13 protein-coding genes are annotated in these 17,328 nt (G+C 67.4%); 5 read left to right on the top strand and 8 right to left on the bottom strand.

From position 1 onward, the window contains the following. Window positions 1-7: 7 nt before the first annotated feature. Together MKCMC460_RS29570 and MKCMC460_RS29565 are read right to left on the bottom strand one after the other, a co-directional pair. Window positions 8-922, bottom strand: a complete 915-nt coding sequence (locus MKCMC460_RS29570; protein WP_305071308.1) for a 2'-hydroxybiphenyl-2-sulfinate desulfinase — start codon at window positions 920-922, stop codon at window positions 8-10. Beyond that, a complete protein-coding gene (locus MKCMC460_RS29565; RefSeq protein WP_036456163.1) occupies window positions 919-2,277 on the bottom strand; it encodes an LLM class flavin-dependent oxidoreductase in 1,359 nt (452 codons plus the stop codon). The genes MKCMC460_RS29570 and MKCMC460_RS29565 overlap by 4 nt, the downstream gene beginning before the upstream one ends. A gap of 705 nt (window positions 2,278-2,982) precedes the next feature. On the opposite strand from MKCMC460_RS29565, the gene MKCMC460_RS29560 reads away from it, so the two are divergent. From MKCMC460_RS29560 to MKCMC460_RS29550, 3 genes are all read left to right on the top strand, one after another. Then, window positions 2,983-3,504 carry a hypothetical protein gene (locus MKCMC460_RS29560; RefSeq protein ID WP_157884956.1) on the top strand — a complete coding sequence of 174 codons (522 nt, stop codon included), beginning with the start codon at window positions 2,983-2,985 and terminating at the stop codon, window positions 3,502-3,504. A 67-nt stretch (window positions 3,505-3,571) separates the two neighbouring features. Further along, window positions 3,572-4,159: a hypothetical protein gene (locus tag MKCMC460_RS29555; protein WP_015388940.1), complete on the top strand. Its 588-nt coding sequence runs from the start codon at window positions 3,572-3,574 to the stop codon at window positions 4,157-4,159. Then, a complete protein-coding gene (locus MKCMC460_RS29550) occupies window positions 4,156-5,523 on the top strand; it encodes a hypothetical protein (protein WP_015388939.1) in 1,368 nt (455 codons plus the stop codon). The genes MKCMC460_RS29555 and MKCMC460_RS29550 overlap by 4 nt, the downstream gene beginning before the upstream one ends. A 40-nt stretch (window positions 5,524-5,563) precedes the next feature. Here MKCMC460_RS29550 and MKCMC460_RS29545 read toward each other — a convergent pair whose 3' ends face one another. Both MKCMC460_RS29545 and mobF read right to left on the bottom strand, forming a co-directional pair. Continuing rightward, window positions 5,564-5,857, bottom strand: coding sequence for a hypothetical protein (locus MKCMC460_RS29545; protein ID WP_015388938.1), 294 nt, complete (start codon window positions 5,855-5,857; stop codon window positions 5,564-5,566). Between the two features lie 83 nt (window positions 5,858-5,940). Beyond that, window positions 5,941-11,799 carry a MobF family relaxase gene (gene mobF, locus MKCMC460_RS29540; protein WP_238306186.1) on the bottom strand — a complete coding sequence of 1,953 codons (5,859 nt, stop codon included), beginning with the start codon at window positions 11,797-11,799 and terminating at the stop codon, window positions 5,941-5,943. Between the two features lie 254 nt (window positions 11,800-12,053). Between mobF and MKCMC460_RS29535 the strand changes: the two genes are divergently transcribed. Both MKCMC460_RS29535 and MKCMC460_RS29530 read left to right on the top strand, forming a co-directional pair. Continuing rightward, window positions 12,054-12,536, top strand: a complete 483-nt coding sequence (locus MKCMC460_RS29535) for a hypothetical protein (RefSeq protein WP_015388936.1) — start codon at window positions 12,054-12,056, stop codon at window positions 12,534-12,536. Between the two features lie 87 nt (window positions 12,537-12,623). Then, complete coding sequence (locus MKCMC460_RS29530; protein ID WP_041321578.1) at window positions 12,624-13,148, top strand: hypothetical protein; 525 nt, start codon at window positions 12,624-12,626, stop codon at window positions 13,146-13,148. Between the two features lie 352 nt (window positions 13,149-13,500). Here MKCMC460_RS29530 and MKCMC460_RS29525 read toward each other — a convergent pair whose 3' ends face one another. The 4 genes from MKCMC460_RS29525 to MKCMC460_RS29505 all read right to left on the bottom strand — a co-directional run bounded on the left by MKCMC460_RS29525 (window position 13,501) and on the right by MKCMC460_RS29505 (window position 17,327). Beyond that, a complete protein-coding gene (locus MKCMC460_RS29525; RefSeq protein WP_015388934.1) occupies window positions 13,501-13,896 on the bottom strand; it encodes a DUF3846 domain-containing protein in 396 nt (131 codons plus the stop codon). Between the two features lie 417 nt (window positions 13,897-14,313). Next, window positions 14,314-15,360, bottom strand: a complete 1,047-nt coding sequence (locus MKCMC460_RS29520; RefSeq protein WP_015388933.1) for a DUF932 domain-containing protein — start codon at window positions 15,358-15,360, stop codon at window positions 14,314-14,316. Window positions 15,361-15,784: 424 nt separating this feature from the next. Next, window positions 15,785-16,540, bottom strand: coding sequence for a DUF4192 family protein (locus MKCMC460_RS29515; RefSeq protein ID WP_370653219.1), 756 nt, complete (start codon window positions 16,538-16,540; stop codon window positions 15,785-15,787). Between the two features lie 613 nt (window positions 16,541-17,153). Beyond that, entirely contained in the window at window positions 17,154-17,327 is a 174-nt protein-coding gene (locus MKCMC460_RS29505; protein WP_015388930.1) for a hypothetical protein, read from the bottom strand. Window position 17,328: the final 1 nt, after the last annotated feature.

Below are 17,328 nucleotides of genomic sequence, written 5' to 3'. Positions count from 1 at the left end.
TAGGTGCTCAGCGAAGTCGGGGCCGAATCCTCGGTCGATCGCCGCGGGCGCCACGCCGAGGTTGGCGGCATGGATTGTCACCACCTCGTCGTGGTGGTGACGGGACCACTGGCCAGCGCGCACCGCGGCGTCGACGAGCCGCTGCACCAGATCGGGGTGGGTCTCGAGCCAGCTGCGCGCTGACCGTCCAGACGCTGGCGTATAGGTTGCGTTGGTCGCCGCTGAGGTCGGCCAGTACACGAGCGCCGTAGAGATCTTCCAGTTCGGCAGCCCACGGCAACCAGCTGAACAGCGCGTCGACTGTGCCAGCGTCTAGGACGCCGGCTTGGTGGTGGGCCACCGCGGGGAACAGATCGGCGCCCTTGACGCTGGTGGCGGCGCTCAACCGGTCCGCGGGCAGATCCACGCCGGGAGTCTCGATGGCGACCAGGTCGACATCGCCCAGTTTCACACCGCCGCGCTCCAGCGTGGACAGCAGGCCCCGAGCCTCCCAGGTGCCCAGGGCGATCAATGTCTGCCGCCACGGGTCGAGCTGGCGATCAGTCACCCAGCTCGCGGCGCAAGATGCGAATCGCCGCCGCCGAGACCCGACCCGGCGGCCCGCCAACTCGGCGGGCGACCGCACCGGACTGTCCGCGCACACGTAAAAGCCCTGAGGCCCGGCGAAGCGGGTGACGCCCAGCAGGCGGGTACGCCCCGGTGCCCGCAGCCCCTCGCTGACTAACGGCGGGATCTCCCCACCGAACCTGGTGTAGGCGGGATGGTCGTAGGTGAAGTGTAAAGCGCCCTGGGCGCCGCTCAACACCTCCAGGGCGATACCCTCCTGCGCCAACAAACCCGCTTCCAAGGCGGTCAGCAGCGCATTGGGAACCGGGCAGTTACTGTAGGCCAGGACATCACGCTCGACCGGAGTCGTGGTCATTGCACGCTCCTACCGGTCGGGCGGCTCAACCCGAGATGCTCGCGCAAGGTAGTTCCCTCGTACTCGGTGCGGAACACTCCGCGCTCCTGCAGCAACGGCACCACCTGATCAACGAACTCGTCGTAGACGCCGGGCAGATAGGCCGCAGAGATGATGAACCCGTCTGCGGCACCAGCCTCGAAATGGCTGACGAGTTGCTCGGCGATGTGCTCGGCTGTTCCCGCCCACTGCGGCACGAACCCGACGTTGGTCCCGTATCGCCGTCCCAGTTCCCCGAGCGACAAGTCGCTGCCGCCAGCGGTCGCGGAAAACATCTGCAACATGGTCGGCACATGCCGGTCACCAAGGTCGGCCACGATATCGGCGTACTTGGTGTCCAACGGATACGCCGAGAGATCAATCCCGCTATGACTCGACAGGGTCGACAGACCGACCTCAGGATGCACCAGCGAGTTGATGTATTCCAGCCGGTCTCGGGCGATGGCCGCAGTCTCTCCGAGGACCGGCATGATCGCCGTGAAAACCTTCGTCTGGTCCGGATCGCGGCCAGCGGCGGCCACATTCGCCTTGAGGTCCTGATAGGTCGCACGCATGATGTCCAGATTCGGCGAGATGCTAAACACCGCTTCGGCCCACCGCCCGGCGAAGCGCCGACCGCGCGGTGACAATCCCGCCTGCAGGATAACCGGCTCGCCCTGCGGTGACCTGGGGACCTGCAACGGGCCGCGAACCGACAACCATTTGCCCTGGTGCCCAACGTATTGGACCTTTTTCGGGTCGGCAAACCGCCCGCCCGCCTTGTCCAACAGCAGAGCATCGTCGCCCCAGGAGTTCCACAGCTTCTTCACGACCTCAAGGAACTCGTCGGCACGGTCGTAGCGGATATCGTGTTCTAGGTGCTTGTCGACCCCGAAATTGCGCGCCTCCGAGTCGTTAAGCGACGTCACCACATTCCAGGACACCCGGCCATCCGACAGATGGTCCAGCGTCGCGAAGATCCGCGCGACGTGGTAGGGCGGGTAGTACGTCGTGGAAACCGTCGCGCCCAAACCCAATCTGTCGGTCGCCGCGGCCATTGTTGCAACAACACTGGTCGGTTCCAGGGCGATCGCGCCTTGACCGCCCAGGCCGACGCCGGTCTGAAGATCCCCACCGTAACTGTCTTCGATCGCCAAACCGTCCGGCAAAAACAACAAATCGAACTTCCCGCGTTCCAACGTCCGAGCGATCCGCTTGTAATACTCACCGCTGAGAAAGCCATTCGTAGCGCCCACGTGACGCCACGCACCGTGGGCGTGGGTCACGTTGCCAGCCGAGAAAAACCCAGCGAGGTGCAGTTGACGGCCTTGGGGCACGGTCGTGGTCGAAGATGTCCTCCCGTTCGAGGAGTGGGCGGTCCGATCGAGTATCTATTCACGAGCCATCAGCAGCACAGGGTTAAAACCTCGATGATTCCGGTGATTCCTTTCCATCGCGCCGGGGTGATCGGATGCACGGTCTGTCGGACACAACGGTCGACTTGCCACCGACGGGACTTCCAACTGCTGCAACGGATTCGACCGGCAATCCGAAACCGGCGTCAGTGAGCATTGAGGCGATCTAAGTAAGACCAAGACATGCTCGCCGTGGCGGCATCCAATTCGTCAGCGATCGCATAAAATCACCAACGCAAAACAGGGAGCCTACGTGACGCCCCTTTTACACCGCTCCTGGGACATCACCAGACGCTTCAGCGACAGAGCGAGTTTGATTGGTACGTGACCGAAGACGTGCCCATGGTCCCCACCATATGGATAAGCGTGGGCGACAATGAGTTTCGGCAGCTCCGGATGACACGTAGACACGTCGGCGGCTCCCGAACCTGCATCGAAGAGCAATGGACGCTAATCGACACACGTACCGGGCAAGTGGTTGAACGGCTCACCACTTCCTACGCCGAACCGGAGCCGGGGTGGGCCTACGAGCAGCATCGCTTGGCGATTGTGAACTAGTTGGTGGTTACGACATGTCCTATGCCGCTGAGAGAATGACGCAAAGATAAGAATCGAACTGGGGTGGCGATGAGCATTGAAGATGACACGTTGGGGCCGGCCGATGTCACGTTCAGTGACGGTCAAACGGAGCGGTACGCGGCCGTTGAGCTACTCAATGATGGGGTTCTCAAAACCACGCAGCGCGCCGCGTTCGAGCACCCGGAGTTCGGTACCGGAATCGGCGAAACACAGGTGCGTTACCACGCGCCACACACGTGGCGCTATGTAGAGCTCGTGGCCATCGAGAACGGCACTCTGTGGGTCAGCGACGCCGACTGGGAGAGCGAAGAAGCCGCCAAATGGGAACAGCTCGCAGGGTGCGTCTCGGTCGAAAACGCGTACCAGGTGATCGCCGACTATTTGCTAAACCATTACGCCAAGTACTACGGAGCGCACGCCCTGGAGAGTGCCCGGACGACCTTCAACCTTGAGCCCAATGAACCACGGGCGTCAAAAGAGGTCAGGAACGATGAGGGCGAGCCCCGGCGGCTGGCCTTCCGCTGGGCAAGCACCCCGAGGGCGACGGGGCCTTTTAGCCCTTTTAAGTGAAAGACGGGGGCGCACCAAATTGGGCTGAGCGTCGCGCACGGCCGTGGTGTCTCGGTATGGTTTTCCCATGTCGTTGCTTGCGACGTCGCCGATGATTTCGGATGTCTGGGTGGCTCAACGGCTGCCTGACTTGCCACCGGCCCGTGAGTTTCTGATGTCAGCCGGGTTCGGCGGGGCTGCGGCCCTGCTGGCAGCCCTCGTGTTGGCCGCCGTCGTACTGTTTGCGGTCGGGCGGGCCACCAAGCGCTACCAGCAAGTTCGTGATGCCGAACGCGACAATGCGACAGTCCAGCAGTGCTGGCAGCGGCTGGTGTGGATAGTGGAAACTGCCGGTGTAGAACCGGCCGACAACCAACGCGCCACCGTGGGATTGGGGCCAGAATTAGCTCTCGAACTGCTGCGGGGTTTGTTGCGCGACGCTGAGGATCTGCGCGCCGACACCCTCGCCGAGGCGGTCACGGTCTATCTGAACGAATTCTCGCGGCTCTTGGCCCACCAGGGCAGCGTGTCCTCAGAACCGTCCGCTACAGCCCCGGCCGACCAGCGGCCACGAGGAAATCAGCCCGCGGCCGAACCGGCACAGACTAATGGCGCACCGCCCGAGACCCCCAGCAAAGTGGCGGTCGCCAGCGATCGCCGCCGTCAGCGCCGATGACACATCTGCGGCAGCACATCGAGGAACTCGACGTCGATCGCTGGGCGCCGATCACCAAACGGGCCGCCACCGCCGCGGTCGATGCTGCGCAGCGGCACGGCAAAGCCTCGCCTGCAGAGGTAGCCGCGGCGGCCGCGATGAGTGAATCTGAGCTCATCGAGCACCGCAACCGCGAAGGCCCAGCACCGCAACATCTTTCACCGGTGATGCGCCTTGTCGAGGCCGATCATCGCCGCGCGGTAGCCGAGCATCAGACGCGCCAGGCCCAGCAGCTCCAACGCGACGCGGAAGCGGCCGCACAGATAGCTCGCAGCGAGGCCGAGGAGTCCGCCCGGGCGGCCGCCGAGGCCCGCGAACAGGCGCGCAGAGCAGACACCGCCGCCGCGAGTAAGGCCACCCAACACGCCGCCGAACTTCGCAGTGCCCAACAGACTTTGGACGAGCTGCGCGCCGAGCTCGAACAGGTACGCGCCGACGCCGCCACCGAGCAGACGACCGCCGCCGAGCAGCTGCGCGCCGCCAATGAGCGGGCCGAAGAACGAGCTGCAGAGCGCCGCGAGGAACGCGCAGCCGCTCAGCAAGCCCTAGAAGAGGTCCGAGCCGAGCTCGAAAGGGTACGTGCCGACGCCGGCGCCGAAGTAGCAGCCGCCCAGGAGCGGGCACGTGCCGCAGAGGAACGCGCCGAACAACGCAGCGCCGAGCGGGCCGCCGAGCGCGGTGCAGCGCAGCAAGCCCTAGAAGAGTTGCGCGGCGAGCTCGAAGAGGTCCGCGCTCGCTCGGCGGCCGAGGTCGCGGCCGTGCAGGGCCGCGCCGATGGCGAGGTTGCCACGGTGCGCGCTGCACTGGCACGGGCCCGGGCAGAAGCTGACGACGCTGTGACGGCTCTACATGCGGCTCAAGCAGAGGCCGCGCAGGCACGCGCAGAAGCCGAGCAGGCCCGCCTGGCCGGCGCGGGCGCCCCGGATCTGCTCAGTGTTCCTATTCCCGCGCCGGAACTGCGGGCGCATACCGGCGCAATCGAAGACGCGCTCTCGGCGGTCGCTGCCCTTGACCAGGTACTGGAAGCCGGCATGATCAGCGACGGTCAATCGGTCGACGGTGAGGCTGTCCGCGCCCTGGTGGCGACGGTGCAGCGGCAAGCCGGCGATCTGTCTGAGCAGTTACACGCCTTGTCGGCCCGGTACAGCGATGGTTGGCAAGCCCACGCCGCGCATACCTATGTGGGCGCGGCTACCCAGGCGTACGGCGGCATGCTGGCCCGGATCGCTTCGGCGGCACAGCGGCTGGGCCAGGAGGGTCACGCCGGCGACGGGGTGGCCGAGGTGGTGACGGCGATGCTCGACGCTCATCCTTGGCGGCGTTGAGACCGACCGGACGCCAGATGGCGAATTTCGCCACCAAAACCTACACGGGTGGGACGGCACGCAGCAGCTGATCTAGATGCGGTGCGGCGACGCTGTGCTGGTAGGCGCTAAGGCAGTCAGTGAGTTCAGCTTTGAGGTCGGCGGGCAAGGGCACGGCGTGCTGCACTAGCGCGCGCAAGACGGTGGTAATGGCGCGGTAGGAGTCACCTGCACCGAGCACGGCGTAAAGCTGGGCACTTTCGGCGGCGGAAAGAGACGGGCTGGTGGCGTCGACCAGCTTCCACGCCAAATCGGCTTCGGCCCAGGTGTCCACATGGTTATTGTCGCGGGACATCGATGAAAGCGCTGCCCGACGCGAGACGGTGGTCTGGGCCCGTGCCGGGAAAAATTACACTGCCGCACCCACACGGTGGGCGGTTAGAGTTCGAGGCCGTTGCCGCGGTCTTGGTCGCGGCCGCGTGCGCGGTCGCGGGCAGCGATGGCATCCAATCGTGCTGTGGTGGTGGCGATGTCGGCCAGCTGGCCGAGAACCTGGTCGCGTTGGCGCAACAGTTGCTCGGCGCGGCTGCGCTCGGTGCTGGGCGTGTTGGTGGCGGCCACGTGGTGGGCGGCGCGGTCGATCGCGGTGCGGGTCTGGCGATACTCGGGGTCGGGGACGCCGAGTTGCTGGGCGTGCGGCAGGTCGTTAGCCAAGACGGTGAGCAGCGTGTGGTCGGGTTGCTGTTCGCCGGGGGTGGCGATGAGCAGGAGTTTGGTGTTGGTGGCGGCGGCGCTGTGGGCGAGCCAGCGCAGCTGATCGGCGGTGAGGGCATGGTCGTCGTCGACGATGAGCAGGCTACCCAGCGGTAAGGTGCGGTGCTTGCTGGTGACATCGTCGCGGTAGGCGTCGATGGTGGTGGTCGCGTCGGCGTAGGTGCGCTCGGCGGACTCGGTGTCGGTCACTGCGATCGTGGGCTTGTTGTGGCGGTGGGCGGTGGCGGCCAGGGCGGCCAGTGCGGTGGTTTTGTCGGCGCCCGGGTGCAGGTGGAGCAGTTGGACGCTGTGGATGTTGGTGGTGATGGCGGTGACTGCGCGACGGTGCTTATCGTCGAGGGCTTCAAGGGCTGCCGGCGGGGGGCTGTACATCGCGGCGGGGCTGGCCGCGCTGGCGGCGGCAAGGAAGTCGACTTCGGCGTGGAGTTGGTCTAGGTCGGCGCCCAGATCGTAGGTATGGGCGGGGGTTTGGGCCAGGGCACGGGCCGCGGCGGCTTCGGCGCGGGCGAGTTGGTCGTCGAGGGCGCGGGCCTGGCGGCGGGCGGCATTGAGGGTTTCGGTGTCGGCGCGCAGTGCGTAGGCGCGCCGGTCGTGCAGGTGTTGTTCGGTGACGATGCCGGCCGCGCCGCCGGCGGTGGCGATGAGTTCGGCGCGGGCCTGCTCGAGGCGGGCGCGGGCGGTGCGCACGGCGGTGTCGACCCGCTCGGTTTGTGCGCTGGCTTGGTTGTGGTGCTGCTGGTAGCGGTCGGCGGCGTCGTGTTCGCCGCGTTCGGTGGCCGCGGTGATCGCGGCCTCGAGCTGGGTGAGGAGTTGGCGGTGTAGCTCGGCGGTGTCTTCGGCGTGCACCCAGCGGGTGTGCGCGGCGGCTAGGGCCTGCTGGTAGGGGCGTTGGTCGACGAGCTGTTGGTGCAGTTGGGTGAGCTCGGCGGCGGCTGCGCGTTCGGCGGGCCCGCCGCCGCCGGTGAGGATAGCGTCGGCGAGCTGTTGTGCGTGCTGGTGGGCGGCGTCACGGTGGGCCCGCAGGCCGGGGATGTCGATGTCGTCGACGCGGGCGGGTGTGGCGGGCCGGGTGGTGGGCAGGTCGGCGATGTCGAGGCCGGCGAGGTCGTCTTCGACAAAGCCGTAGGGGTAGTCGTAGGGGTCGGGCGGGGGCTCGTGCAGATCGGCCTCGCTGATGAGGTGCTCGTTGAGGTCGAATTGCTGTTGGCCGGTGGGTGTTTCGGCTTGTTCGGCGGGGTGGGGGACGTCGGGGTCGATGGTGGCGGCGTGGTGGGCGAGCAGCTCGACGCGGTAGGTGAGCAGGCGGGCGTACTCGTCGGGGCGGATGGTTTGGGTGGCCGAGATGTCGTGGAGGTGTTCGGCGGCCGCGGCGAGCAGATCTTGCGGGGGCCAATCGGCGGCGGTGACCGCGGCGACCAGCCCGGGCCAGGCGGGATCGGTGATGACGGCCTCGGCGATGCGGGTACCCAGGAAGTGGTGCAAGTCGGCGGTCCAGGCGGGCCGCAGCTTGGTGTCGGTGCCTTCCAGTGAGGGGGGTGCCAGCGTACCGGCCAGTCGCCACCACAGGGCCGCGGCGGGCATTTCGGCGGGCAGGGGCCCATGTTGGGCCACGGCGTCGTGCAGCAGCGCGGCGACGTCGGCACCGGCGCGGGCGGCGCCGTCAAGGTGGGTGGCCAGCCGCGGCCAGAACGGGTCGTCGGTGATGTGGGGGTCGAGGGTGGCGGTGAGTTGGCGCCAGCGGGTGGTGTCGGCGCCGGCGCGGGTGAGGGCGTCGTCGAGGCGGGTGTGGATGGCTTGTTGGACGATGGCTGAGCGGGTGGCGTTTTGGTGGGGTCCGGTGATGCGGGTGTCGGCTGGGTCGACGTTGTGGGCGGCGCGGAAGACGGCGATTTCGGCGAGCAGGTTGCGGTGGTCGTCGAGCAGGGGGCGCGCCCATGCCGGTGCGGTGGCGGCATCCCAGCCGCGGGCGGTGGTGCGAATGTTTTCGGCGAGTTCGCCGACGAGTTGAGCGCGTTGCTGCAGGCAGGTCGCCCACGTCGGATCGGCCGCCAGGACGTCGGGGATGGCGGGTAGCCAGCGCAGCGGGCCGAGGTCTGCGGCGGTGTTGCCGATGGGGGCGGGCAGGCGCCAGTCGAGTACGGCGGCGGGGTCGTGCGCGTCGCCGAGCTGGGTGGCCGCGGCGTCGTGTAGGGCGGCGATGGGGTCGTGTCCTTCGATGGCCAGCAGGGCGAGGTGGCGGCGCAGGACGGGCCATGCTTGGGCTTCGGTCACCTGGTGGGGAAGCGCGGCGGCGGTGGTGTCGATGCGGGCCATGACGGCAGGGCCGGCGTGGTGTTCGGCGCCGGCGGTCAGGGCGTCGGTGTACATGTCGGCGACGCGGTGCAGCCGGTTGAAGGGGTCGATGTGGGCGGCCGCGGCGCTGTGGGCCGATAGTTGGGCTCCGTCGCGGGCCAGGATCGCGGAAAGAATGTCGACGGCGGTGGGGGGGTGGGTGGCTTTGGGCGCCAGGATGCGGTGCGGATCGGCTTCGGCGGTGGAACCGTAGCAGTGGTTTTCGGTGCGGCCGCGGGTTAAGGCCACGTAGAGCTGTTGGCGGGTGAGGCGGTCGGAAAGGACGGTGTGGCAGGTGCCTTCGATGTCGCGGCGCCCGGCGGTCATGCCTTGGGCGGCGTTGATGGTGCTGGCGTAGCCCAAGGTGGTGTGGGTGCCCACATAGCGGGCGGGCAGTCGGACCGGGGTGGCTCGCCCACGCAACGGAACAACGGTCAGCGAGCCGTCTTCGTGGACGGTGCGGATGATCCAGCGGTGCCCGTTTTTGACCCATTTGCCGCGTTGTGCGGTGCGCAGCCAGCGGGCGTTTTTGCGGGTGGCGATCCAGTCGCCGGCTGAGGCGGTCAGTCCGTCGGCCAGGGTGACGGTCGTGGCGTCTGCGGGGCTGGTGGGTTGGCTGGTTGTCTGGGCTAAGCGGTCGATGCGGGCGCGTTCGTTGAGTTCGGCGACGAGCTCGTTGGTGGGGGCTAACAGGATCGAGTCGCGGCCGGCGGCGATGTCGGCCGACCAGGCTCGGTAGGCCATGTCGGCGGCGGTGGCATCGGCGCCGACATGGATGCGGTGGTGATCGATGTAGAAGCCGATGCCGGCGGGGTCGCCGGCGCGGATGGCCAGGCTGGCGGCGGCTTCGGCTTGCCCGGTTTCGGGGTGAGTGAAGCGCACGACGGTGCTCAGCGTGACGGTCTCGTAGCGATCGGCGAGGTCACCCAGGATGCCGCCGGCGGAGATGGAAGCCAGCTGCTGGTCATCACCGATGAGGCGCACACTGGCCCCGCGCGCCAGGGCGTGGGCGATCACGGTGTCGAGATCCAACGTGGAGGCCATACCGGCCTCGTCGATGATCAGCAGGGTGTCAGAGTCGATGGCGGTGAACCATTTTCGGGCCGGATCATCGGCGGGTGCGGGTTCGCCGGCGCGGGTTTCGGTGAGCTGGACGAGTTTGGCGATGGTGTCGGTGGGAGCGTTGAGGTCGGTGTTGAGAACTTCGGCCGCACCGGCGGTGGGGGCCAGCCCGATCACGTTGCCGCCGGCGTTGCGCCAGGCGCCCGCCAGGGCGGCCATCGCGGTGGTTTTCCCGGTGCCGGCCGGGGCTAGGGCGAGCTGGACGCGGGCCCCCGAAGACGCCATTTCGCGTACCAGCGCCACCTGGCCGGCGTTGAGCTCGACGTCTTGGTTGGCTTGGTATTCCAGCAGCGCCAACCCGATGCTGGTGTCATCGACGGTGCGGCCATCGCGCAGCCCGGCGGCCGCCAAAATCCGCCGCTCCGCGGACAAGATGTCCGCGCTGCTATACACCGTGGTGTCGTGGCGGGTGTAGACGCTGGAACCGTCCTGGCGGCGCAGGGCGACGGGCTCGTTTTTCTCCGCGTCAGCATCGGTGGTCAAGGCGACACTGTGCTCGCTTAAAGCGCTCGCCACGAGCTGGTTGACCAGTTCGGGGCCGCCGGGGTGGTTGGCGTAGCGCAGCTCGCGTTGGGCTTCGGCGCGGACGTGGTTGATCGTCCAGGTGGCCCGGGATTCTGAGACGGTGGCGATGATGGCGGCGGCGTGCTCGTGGACCCATTTGTCGGTGATCTCGACCCGTTGGGACACCGCCTGATTCGTGACGTCGGCGACCATGGCGGTCAGGGCGCGCTGGCTGCCCAACACCTCGACGGCCTGCACCCGCCACACGTGGCGCTGTTCACCCAGCGACCGCGGTTCGTGCTTGGCTTGGCGGGTTTCCAAGGTGGCCCGTTGAGACAACGCGAGCATCTCGACGACGGTGGGTTCACGGCCATGGTCGACCTGGAATTGCTTGGCCAGCTCACCGACACGATGGTCAATGGCCGCGCTTCGCGAGGAGAATTTCTCGATCAAAGCTGTAGCCATGCCGACGATTTCGCGCACCGGGCGTTTGCCGCGTTTGGCGGGGGTTTCGGCGAAACGCACACCGAGCTTTGCGATGAGCAGCGCTTCGATGCGGGTGTTGTAAAACTCTGATGCGGCGACGGTGGCGTGGTGCAGTGGGGTGCCGTCTAAGGCCAGCCAGCGCGGCACCCCGTCGGGGCCGATGACTTGTACCTTGTTGCTGACCGCGGCGTGGGTGTGCAGGTTGGGATCTCCGGCGCGGGAGTCGCGGTGATCGAAGGCCGCCACGATCAGTCCGGTGCTGTTGACTTGGGCTACGCCGTGGGCCCCCATGCGCGCAAAGGCTGCTTGGTCTTCGAGAAATTCCAGGGTTTCGGCCACGGCCTGGCGGTGGCATTCCTCGATCCCTTGCGCGATCGGTGTCGGCGCGATCGCCCACAGCGCCGAGACGGATTTGACCGGGGTGAAGGTGAGGTCATAGCCGGCCACCGCGGTGGTGGCCGCGCGGGAATTGCTGGCGATAAACCCCGACAGTTCTCGTTCATCAGCCGGTGGGCGAGAGTAGGTTTCGGTGAACATTTCACGCGCGAGTGCGGTGCGGATGCGGGCCTTAATGTCGGCGGCGAGGCTGGCGTGCTCCTCGTTGCCCACGGTGGTGTTGTAGTCGCGGTAGGCCTGGCGCAGCCGGGTCATGAACTGGTTTTTGGTGTTGTTGGTAGCGAACGGGCGGCCTAGCCGCACGGCGGCGATCTTGCCGGCCTGGGCGAGGCCAAATCCGGTGAGATGGTGGGTGATTCGGTCGGCGTTGGGGTGGAGTCCTTCACCGAAAAGGGCTTTCATTTGGTCTTCGCTGACTTGCGATCCGTGCGGGACCGACCACAGTTGGGCGACCAAGGGGTCTGCGGGGTCGCGGGAGACGGGCTGGCCGAGTGCGGCCAGCCCGCGGCCCATCCAGGTGCCCGGAGATTCGCCTTTGGCGCTGTAGTACTCGCCCAGGCTGGGACGGCCCCGGTCGGTGGCATCCGAGGCGGCGACTTGGCGAATCAGATACATGTAGCCATCGCCAGCGGTCAACTTGTGTAAGCCCATCACCGCCGCATCACCACCAATCCACCGTGACATGTGCTTGAGTGTTACGCGACGCCCGCGCGACACGAATATCGCGTTCGTTAGGCCCCCTAACTTCGGGCCGTTACCAAACCGTGACCTGAGTGCAAGAGGTGTGATGTTGGTAGAGCGGGAGGAGTTAGGGTGGCCTAAGTGACGGCGGGCTGGTGTGGTGAGGGTTCGGGTCCGGGCATAGCGGGTGGCGGCGGTGGTGAGATTTTTGGGTTCGGGTGCGGCGTAAGGGATTTACGGGCTTTACGGTGTGATGCATGGGAAATAAGGCGGTGAGCAAGCAAGCCCGGCGCGCGGCGCGAGAAGCGGCGACAGCGGCTCAAGACGAAGTCATTCGGCGGACGAAGGCCAACGTCGAGGATCTAGCGACGTTCTTCGATGCGCGCGACCGCGCCGAAGCGGTCGATGAGTGGTTGGCCGAGCGCCAGCAGGCCCTGACCCAGCAGGCGGTGCAGCGCCGTGCTGCCCAACGCCTTAAGGGCGGTGCCGCGCTGCGCGCGATGCGTGATCGAGGCGAAAGCCTGCGGGAGATCGGCCGCATGGCCGGGATCAGCGAAAAGGCGGTGCGCGACTTGATTCGCGAAACGGAATCGAGCGAACAGGCCGAGGCACCTGCGGCGGATGCGGCGACTGCGTCTGAGCCGGCGGCCAGTCGAGAGGCCGTGGGAGGCAACGGGGACGGCATTCGGGGGACGGCGGTGGATGCGTTGGCGCGGGAGCCAATCCCGGCACGGGCGTAGCCGGGACGCGAGGATTGTCAGTGCCGGCAGGGATGATGACGGCGACGGGCGGCCTAGGGCCGCAGGGAAGCCGAAAGCATCGGGAGTATGGGGGTTTCGCAACCGCTACGGCTAGTGGTGGATCGGCGGTCGCACGCCGAGGAGCTACGTCGGTTCGAGAACAACGTCGTGCGCGGCCCGGGCGCCAACGATTGCGCCATCTGGTGCTCGGCGATCGGCGCAGACGGCTATGGACGGTTTTGGCTGCGCCGCGGCGGAGCCCGGATGATGGTGCGGGCGAACCGGTATGCGCTCGCCGCCTCGCTCGATGGGGAGGCTTTAGAGCCGTGGGTGCGCGCCTTGCACGGGTGTGACAATCCGGTGTGCGTGCGAGCGAGTCTGCCCGACGAGCTCGGGTTGCTGCATGTCATTGCTGGCTCGCAGCGCGACAACATGTTGATGATGGCACGGGCCCGCCGCGGCGGCGGGCGGGTGCTGGTCCGGCGCGGCGATCACGGAGTCAAGGCACGGCGAGCGCGTGCGGTGGCACTGCGCGACGCGGTGCGCCACGGATGGGACGCCGAAGCCGTTGAGGCAGCGTTGCTGGGTTCGACCGACCCGACACTGTGGTAGGCCGCGCGGCGCCAACAGATTTGGACCGTGGCGACCGGCGGCGTGGCCGCGGGAAGTTCGGATCGCGATCGGGGGCCAGAGACGCGCACCCGGGCGGCTCCGGCTTGGCCGTGTAGAGGACGCCGGCGGCGGCCTGGCGCTGCCGCGGCGGTACGGCGTGGGCGGGCGCCGAGCGCCGGCAAGGATCAGGGAGGACAAACGTCGAGTTGAGCAAGTCCGGGCGCGCAGATCGGGACGACACTGGCGCACAGGTGGCGAGGCGCGGCAAGCAACGGAGATGCGGGAAGAAAAAGGGGGGCGCGGCCAACCCCAGCGGATGCGGGAGCTGGCCGCGCCTGGGTCGCTGGATTGCTCAATAGGCGAATCCGGTGTAGTACTCGCCGGTGACGAGTCGGTTGTAGGTGTCGACGACGTCGGGCGGCAGTGTTGGTGCGTCACCGGCGCCGCCGACGATGATGACGGTGCCTACGAGGTAGTCGCGTCCGATGGCGTTTCGGTTGTAGTGCCACCACATGGCCGTGGCGAGTCCGTTTTCCGGGAGCTGGTGGATCTTGCCTTCCTCGTTGAGGTAGAAGGTCATCCGAGGCGCATCTTCGTCGTGTCCGTCGTTATTGCGATATCCGTGGGTGGCCTCGATGTAGCCGCCGACGAGACTCTGCAGCGTGCGGAGATCGGTGGTGAGCGTTCGAATGCTACTTCCGGTTCGGCTGCCTGGCTTGATGACGATGGCCTGCACGGTGTTGGTCATTGTGGTCTCCGTTCTGTGCGGTGAGTGGTGCGCCGGTCAGCGCTGGGGTGTCGGCTAACCGGGTGAGGGTGGGCGTGCAACTGGGAGACCGCTGCGGTTACTCGCCGGGTTTTCGGCCCGGGCTCGCCGGCGCGAAGCGCCTTTGGGGCGAGCTTCCGTAGGGCCGAAAACAGTCACTCGGTACGGCGATCACCGCAGCGGGCGGAGGTTGCACGGTCGGGCCCCCGGCCGGTTAGACTGCGACCCCTGCTGACGGCAAACAAAGTGGGGGGCTACGGATCTCGGTGGCCACCGCCAGGTGGCCAGTCCGGGCGCGCCCGGCGCGCCGGCACCCGGCTGGGCCGGAAGAAAAAAGGGGGCCCGGCCAACCCCTGGTGGGGGAGCTGGCCGGGCCCGGGTGAAACGTCGAGCGGTTGCTTACAGGGTTTGCAGCGTCCGGAACGCTTGGGTTTTCAGCGATTGTCCGCTGGCCGCGGTGGCGATGTTGCGCAACGCGCGGGCCGCGCTGGCGTCGCTGGCGGTTCTGGCACCACGAACTGGAATGACGTGGTCCAGGTATTCGGTGACCGCGTTGTAGGCCGCCCAGCGGGTGCCGGCGATGGGCGCGATGGTCGGGGAGGACGTCCACAGTTTGACGATTCCGTTGGCGCGCTCCCGGCGGTGGCGTTTGGTGGCGGCGGTGCCGGCCGAGTCGACCTCGAGCAAGGTGTTGGCGAAGTCGCGCATCTCGTCGGTGTCCATCGGGGCGGCGTAGAGCGTGGCGGCTTCGGCCTCGAACGCTTCGATGTAGCGCCAGCTGAGCTTGAGGGCGTTGCGGGCTTCGGCGATGGAGGCGCGCGCGCCGCCGGTGTGGCGGATGGAGAAGCTGGCCTTGGCCGACCGGATCGCGGCGCTTTGGGTGTTCGCGCAGACGATGCGGATGGGTGAGAGCAGGAATCGGAAGGCTGCACTGCCGTCGTGAGAATTTAAGGCCGCGAGGTAGAAGTCGGTGCGGTCCGTGGTGCCGTCTTTTCCGTCGAAGACCATGCTGGTGGGCAGCTTCATGGTGACGAACGTTTCCCGGCCGCCGCGCAGCGCACCGGCGGTCTCGAAGTGCGCGCCGCCGCTTTGGTCCACCAGGGCGTCGAGCAGGTCGCAGGAGGCCTCGTTTTGGAGGGGCTCGTACTTGCTGCCGACGACCCCGAGGACGTCGGGGCGCCCGGTGATGGGGTTGGTGCGCACGGTCGCATAGAAGTCGGGCACCGTGAGGGGCGTGGGGGTGGTGACGCCGGTGTCGTCGAGGACCGGTTCTTGCGGCACCTGCAGGGGCATTTTGCGGACGTTCCAGCCGGCGAGGTGCGCGGCTTCCAGTGCCTCGCGGGCGGTCATGGTGTGGCCAACGGATTGTCCGAGGCGGTGCCAGTGGTCGCTGCGGGAGTTGGCGAAGGAGACGTGACCGTTGGTGGTGTCGAGTTCGTGTGCCATGAGAGATGTTCCTTTCCGGGAAACGGTGTTGTTTGGCGCCGGTCAGCGCCGGGGGTGCGGGTAAGCGGGTGAGGGTGGACGCTCAACCCCGCAGAGTCCGGGGCGGGTGCTCGCCGGGTTTTCGGCCCGCGCTCGCCGGCGCGAAGCGCCATTTGGGCGAGCTCGCGGTAGGGCCGAAAACAGTCACTCGGCACGGCGATGCCCGGCCCGGGCGTGGGTTGAGGGGACGGGCCCCCGCCCGATTACCGTGAGCACCCCGCTGACAGGCAAATAAGGTGAGGGGCTACGGATCTCGGTGGCCACCGCCAGGTGGCCAGTCCGGTCGCGCCCGGCGCGCCGGCACTGCTGGTGGGCCGGAAGAAAAAAGGGGGCCCGGCCAACCCTCGTGGTGGGAGAGCTGGCCGGACCCCGGGACCTGTTGGGCTTATTCGGGCTTAGTGGCGTCGATGATGGCGGCGCGGATCTGCTCGGGAGACATCCCTGAGCGCAGTGCAGCCAGCAGCATCAGCGCCAGCCGCGGCGGCGGGGCGGTCGCGGCGTCGGCTTCCTCGAGTGCGGCCCGTGCCGCGATCGCAGCGCGCACGCTGTCCTCCAGTAGGCAGTAGCAGGCGGCGGCGATGGTGAGCGCTTCGGCGCGTGGCCGCCCGCGCAGGCGCCGGCCGATGTGAGTCCACAATTGTGCGCCCGCCTCGGTGTGTTGGGCGGCCGCGGCGATCATGGCGTCGCGCACGGCGACGTCGGCAGTGATGGCGATGCCCGCGCGGGTCGGCAGGGTGCGACTGATCGGGTGTCCTTCCAGCGCGGCGGCGATCTCTTCTGCGGCGGCGATGACGAGCTCTCCGTGGTCACCGAGAGCGATCGGCGGGGCCGGTGGCAGGGGCGCGAATTCGGCCTGGATGTCGCTGCGGGCCGGGCTGACTCGTTCACCGCCAAGCACCCGGTGCGCGGTGAGCAGAGAGTCGGTGTAGGGATAGGTGGGTCCGGTGGCGCCGGTGTCGGGGTCATACCACTGGCCTTCGGTGGTGACGTCACGAGTCATCAGGCGGTGCAACACCGTGATCCCGGCGGCGCGCAGCGCGTCACGCAGGGTGTCGAGGATGGTGAGGGCATGCCATTGATAGCTTTCGTCGCAGACGGCGAGGAGCACGGCGCGTGGTTGGTTTCGGGTCGCAGGTTGCAGGTGGCCGGAAACTTGGCGGCTTGCTCGACGGTGATCGTGACGTCGAAGCGAATTGCGCTGCGGACCACCAGGTCGGCGGTGGTGGTGTCATGGTGCAGCATGTAAGCCACGATGCTGTTGGTGGGGGCGAAGCCCAGGAACGCTGCAGCGGCGGCAACGATGTCGGCTTCGGTGCGCAAGGTGGTAGTTGGCATGATGTTTCTCCGTTCTGTGTGCTGAGTGGTGCGCCGGTCAGCGCTGGGGGAGTGGGCTAATCGGGTGAGGGTGGGCGGTCAACCCCGAAGAGTCCCGCGGCGAACGGAGCAGGGTTTTCGGCCCGCGCTCGCCTGGCGCGCAGCGCCTTGGGGCGAGCTCGCATTGGGCCGAAAAGGTCACTCGGCCTGCGTAGTTCGGTGCGGGCGTGGGTTGAGTGGTCGGGCCCCCGGCCGATTAGACTGCGACCCCTGCTGACGGCAAATGATGGTGAGGGGCTACGGATCTCGGTGGCCACCGCCAGGTGGCCAGTCCGGTCGCGCCCGGCGCGCCGGCACTGCTGGTGGGCCGGAAGAAAAAGGGGGCCCGGCCAACCCATGGTGGTGGGAGAGCTGGCCGGACCCCGGAATGGTGATACGTCTTAGGTGATGTCGCAGGCGGCGTTACGCAACGCCTCAAGGAGATCGACGTTCTCCCCGAGGGTTATCGTGTCGTATCCCCACTGGCTGTACGTGCCGGTGAGAGTGTCGATGAAGAACGGGATCTCGACCCGGCGGTTGTCGATGCTGCGGTTCACGGTGCCTTCGATGATCATT

This window comes from Mycobacterium sp. 20KCMC460 (assembly GCF_022179425.1).
Classification (GTDB): domain Bacteria; phylum Actinomycetota; class Actinomycetes; order Mycobacteriales; family Mycobacteriaceae; genus Mycobacterium; species Mycobacterium kiyosense.
Note: the sequence above shows the minus strand (reverse complement) of the source record. Positions and strands in the feature narration are given on the sequence as shown.

Coding starts and splice junctions, on each gene's coding strand:
- mobF (WP_238306186.1), bottom strand. CDS start 11,799: ATGTCACGGTGGATTGGTGGTGATGCGGCGGTGATGGGCTTACACAAG.
- MKCMC460_RS29560 (WP_157884956.1), top strand. CDS start 2,983: ATGAGCATTGAAGATGACACGTTGGGGCCGGCCGATGTCACGTTCAGT.
- MKCMC460_RS29530 (WP_041321578.1), top strand. CDS start 12,624: ATGGGGGTTTCGCAACCGCTACGGCTAGTGGTGGATCGGCGGTCGCAC.
- MKCMC460_RS29505 (WP_015388930.1), bottom strand. CDS start 17,327: ATGATCATCGAAGGCACCGTGAACCGCAGCATCGACAACCGCCGGGTC.
- MKCMC460_RS29545 (WP_015388938.1), bottom strand. CDS start 5,857: ATGTCCCGCGACAATAACCATGTGGACACCTGGGCCGAAGCCGATTTG.
- MKCMC460_RS29550 (WP_015388939.1), top strand. CDS start 4,156: ATGACACATCTGCGGCAGCACATCGAGGAACTCGACGTCGATCGCTGG.
- MKCMC460_RS29525 (WP_015388934.1), bottom strand. CDS start 13,896: ATGACCAACACCGTGCAGGCCATCGTCATCAAGCCAGGCAGCCGAACC.
- MKCMC460_RS29555 (WP_015388940.1), top strand. CDS start 3,572: ATGTCGTTGCTTGCGACGTCGCCGATGATTTCGGATGTCTGGGTGGCT.
- MKCMC460_RS29535 (WP_015388936.1), top strand. CDS start 12,054: ATGGGAAATAAGGCGGTGAGCAAGCAAGCCCGGCGCGCGGCGCGAGAA.
- MKCMC460_RS29570 (WP_305071308.1), bottom strand. CDS start 922: ATGACCACGACTCCGGTCGAGCGTGATGTCCTGGCCTACAGTAACTGC.
- MKCMC460_RS29520 (WP_015388933.1), bottom strand. CDS start 15,360: ATGGCACACGAACTCGACACCACCAACGGTCACGTCTCCTTCGCCAAC.